Source organism: Methylobacter sp., from assembly GCF_023227905.1.
Taxonomy (GTDB): domain Bacteria; phylum Pseudomonadota; class Gammaproteobacteria; order Methylococcales; family Methylomonadaceae; genus Methylobacter_A.
Map to the genome: position 1 here is coordinate 1 of NZ_JALOCF010000109.1, position 3,292 is coordinate 3,292.

A 3,292-nucleotide genomic window follows, 5' to 3' on the forward strand; every position below is an offset into this window, starting at 1 on the left:
ACGAAAATTGACCAGGGTTGTTAACCTCTCCTGTCCAAAAATTAGACAGGAGCCTAAGAGGGTGATAACCATGATTCTATACGCCAAAATCCGTCGGATGTATTTCCGCGATCAGTTGTCCATCAATGAAATTGTCAGACGCACCAGTCTGTCCCGCAATACCGTCAAAAAATGGCTGAAAATGCCGAATGGCAGCGAGCCTGCCTATCAGCGTCGCTCGATGCCAACTAAGCTAACGCCATACGAAGAGCAGCTCAAGCAAGCCCTGATAGCCGATAGTTACCGTCCTAAACGTGACCGGAGAACCGCACTGAAATTGCTGGAAGAATTGCGGCAGGCCGGTTACGACGGCGGCTATACGCAATTAACCGATTACATTCGGGCATGGCGCAAGGTCGGTACCGGACTTGCCGGAAAGCAAGCATTTGTACCGCTTAAATTTCAGTGGGGTGAAGCGTTTCAGTTCGACTGGAGCGAAGAGTCGCTGGTAATCGGTGGCCTTTGTCGGCGCTTGCAAGTCGCTCATATCAAGCTCTGCGCCAGTCGAGCTTTTTTGCTGGTGGCCTATCCCAGCCAAAGTCATGAAATGCTGTTCGATGCCCATAGTCGCGCGTTCCAGGCATTTGGAGGGGTGCCATTACGCGGGATATACGACAACATGAAGACGGCGGTCGATAAGGTACAAAGTGGCAAAGAACGCATCGTCAACGCCCGCTTTGCGGCATTAACAGCCTATTACCTGTTCGATCCGGATTTCTGTAACGTGGCGTCCGGTTGGGAGAAAGGCATTGTCGAGAAGAACGTGCAGGATAGCCGTCGGCGCATCTGGCAGGACGCCGGCCAACGCTGCTTCGCCAGCTTTGCCGAATTGAATGGTTGGCTGGAAAGTCGCTGCAAAGCGTTATGGTTGGAAATTTCTTGCCCAGATGCGAGTGGTTTGACACTGCAAGAGGCCTTGGAACTCGAGCAGCCGCACCTAATGCCGATGCCGGGTGTGTTTGACGGCTATATTGAGGTGGTGGCTCGCGTGTCCAGCACCTGTCTGGTGACGGTGAAGCGCAATCGTTATTCGGTACCTTGCCATTGGGCCAAGCGTCGGGTCAGCGTGCGACAGTATCCGGAGCGGCTCGATATCTATGCTGACGATGCGTGGATCGCTAGCCATGCTCGGCTGTTCGACCGCGACCAGGTCAGCTACGACTGGCAACACTATATTCCATTGCTGGACAGAAAGCCTGGAGCCTTGCGTAACGGCGCCCCTTTTCTTGAAATGCCCGCGCCGCTATTGTCCTTGCAGCGTGCCTTGCGCAAACATCCTGGTGGCGACCGGGCGATGGCGGACGTACTGGCTTGTGTGCCGATAGTGGGCTTTGACGTCGTCGTGGCCGCTGTGGAACGGTTGCCAGAGTCTTTGTATACTAGCGTTGAACAGGTGCGACATCTAGCAACCCTGTTACCGACGAATGAACGGCCGGAACCCCCTCCCATTGTTACGCCTGAAGCGTTGCAACTGAACGAAGTGCCGATTGCCGATACTGGACGTTATGACCAATTGGGAGAAAAACTCAGTCCAGTCTGTTTAGCTGAGGAGGGCGAAAATGCTTGATATTGAACAAGAATTAAAAGCGCTCAAACTCTACGGAATGGCCGCTGCCTATGCGGAAATCGCCAGTCAACAGAGTGCCAGCCTGCAAGCATCAGCGTGGCTATTACGGCAGTTGTTGCAGGCCGAAACAGAAGATCGCCATATCCGCTCTATTCGTTATCAACTGCAATCGGCCCGCTTTCCGATTCATCGCGATCTGGCAGGCTTTGACTTTGAAGCCGCCAAGGTTGACGGTACACTGATTGAGCAACTCGCCGGCACCCAGTTCACCGATGCCGCGCATAACGTCGTGTTGATTGGTGGCACCGGTACCGGCAAAACCCATCTGGCAACCGCCTTGGGCGTTAAGGCCATTACCGACAACGGCAAGCGGGTGCGCTTCTACTCGACGATTGATCTGGTCACACTGCTGGAACGGGAAAAAGCCGCCGGCAATCAAGGCAAGCTGGCGTATCGGCTGATGCAAGTGGACTTGGTTATCCTGGATGAATTGGGTTATTTACCGTTCTCTCAAGCTGGCGGCGCATTGTTGTTTCATCTGCTCTCGAAGTTGTACGAACGAACCAGCGTCATCATCACCACCAACTTGACTTTTGCCGAATGGTCTAGCGTGTTCGGCGACGCCAAGATGACAACCGCCTTGCTGGATAGGCTTACGCACCATTGCTATATCATCGAAACCGGCAATGAATCATACCGTTTCCGGCACAGCTCTCAGCAAGCCAAGGCGCGTATACAAGCAAGGGAACAAACCAAGCGAGGCAATAACAAAAACAGACTTGATGAAGAAAAACCAGAGCAGAATAACTTTTAAATGAAGCATCGAAACGGATAACAAAGCTAGCCTTCGCTTATCCGTTTCTATTACACTTATCCACAGCCGGATACCTCAAAATCCGGTTCCGCCCCCTGGTCAAATTTCAACCGGTATGGGTGGTCAGTTTTCGTCCGGCATCAACAATGCTAGGCCTGGGTATGGGCAAAGAAGGGAAATTGGCGGCAATTTGTCATGCCGTTGAGTCTTTTTTTATGCGCCGGTTTTCGGCGATTTCATCGATTTCTTATTCCATGCTGGCAAAAGCGGGGGCGAAGACCCGGCAGTCTGTGCCATTGCATTTTTTTCCTAATTGGGTGGATACTGATTTTGTCAGTCCGGAGGCTGATGCGAGCTTGTTTCGCAGGCGCTGGGGTATATCTGAGGATACGCAGGTGGTCTTATATTCCGGGAATCTGGGTAAAAAGCAAGGTCTGGATTTATTGATTCAGGCGGCCGGATTGCTGGCTGCTGAGCAGGATGTTTTGTTTCTGGTGCTCGGTGAAGGTGTTGAGAAGCAGGCGCTGATTGATCAGGCCAAACAACTTAACCTGAGCAATATCCGTTTTGAGTCTTTGCAACCTTATCAGGATTTACCGGCATTAATGGCGTTAGCGGATGTTCATCTGGTAATTCAAAAACAGGGTGTAGCCGATGCGGTGCTGCCGTCCAAGTTGACCACGATATTGTCGGCCGGCGGTTATGCCTTGATAACAGCCGAAGCTGAAACCGAGTTGGGGTTGTTATGTCAGCAATTTCCCGGTATTGCCGAATGCGTTGAGCCGGAAAATGTGGAGCAGTTCGTTAGGGCATTGCGCAGGATGTTAGCTGCGGCCAGGTCTGGCAGGCCGCGTATCAATAAGCTGGCCCGG

The 3,292-nt window shown here is 52.4% G+C and carries 3 protein-coding genes; all 3 read left to right on the forward strand.

Features of this window, described 5'->3' with window-relative positions:
* The first annotated feature begins 70 nt into the window (after nt 1–70).
* On the forward strand, nt 71–1,606 hold the full coding sequence (istA, locus tag M0R47_RS21415; protein ID WP_292558389.1) for an IS21 family transposase: 1,536 nt from the start codon (nt 71–73) through the stop codon (nt 1,604–1,606).
* The gene (gene istB, locus M0R47_RS21420) at nt 1,599–2,420 is read left to right on the forward strand and encodes an IS21-like element helper ATPase IstB (protein WP_292558390.1); all 822 of its coding nucleotides are present in this window, start codon (nt 1,599–1,601) and stop codon (nt 2,418–2,420) included. Before istA ends, istB begins: the two co-directional genes overlap by 8 nt.
* A gap of 146 nt (nt 2,421–2,566) precedes the next feature.
* Nucleotides 2,567–3,292 (forward strand): glycosyltransferase (locus M0R47_RS21425; protein ID WP_292558391.1); only part of this gene is annotated, 726 nt, incomplete at its 3' end.

Coding starts and splice junctions, on each gene's coding strand:
- istA (WP_292558389.1), top strand. CDS start 71: ATGATTCTATACGCCAAAATCCGTCGGATGTATTTCCGCGATCAGTTG.
- istB (WP_292558390.1), top strand. CDS start 1,599: ATGCTTGATATTGAACAAGAATTAAAAGCGCTCAAACTCTACGGAATG.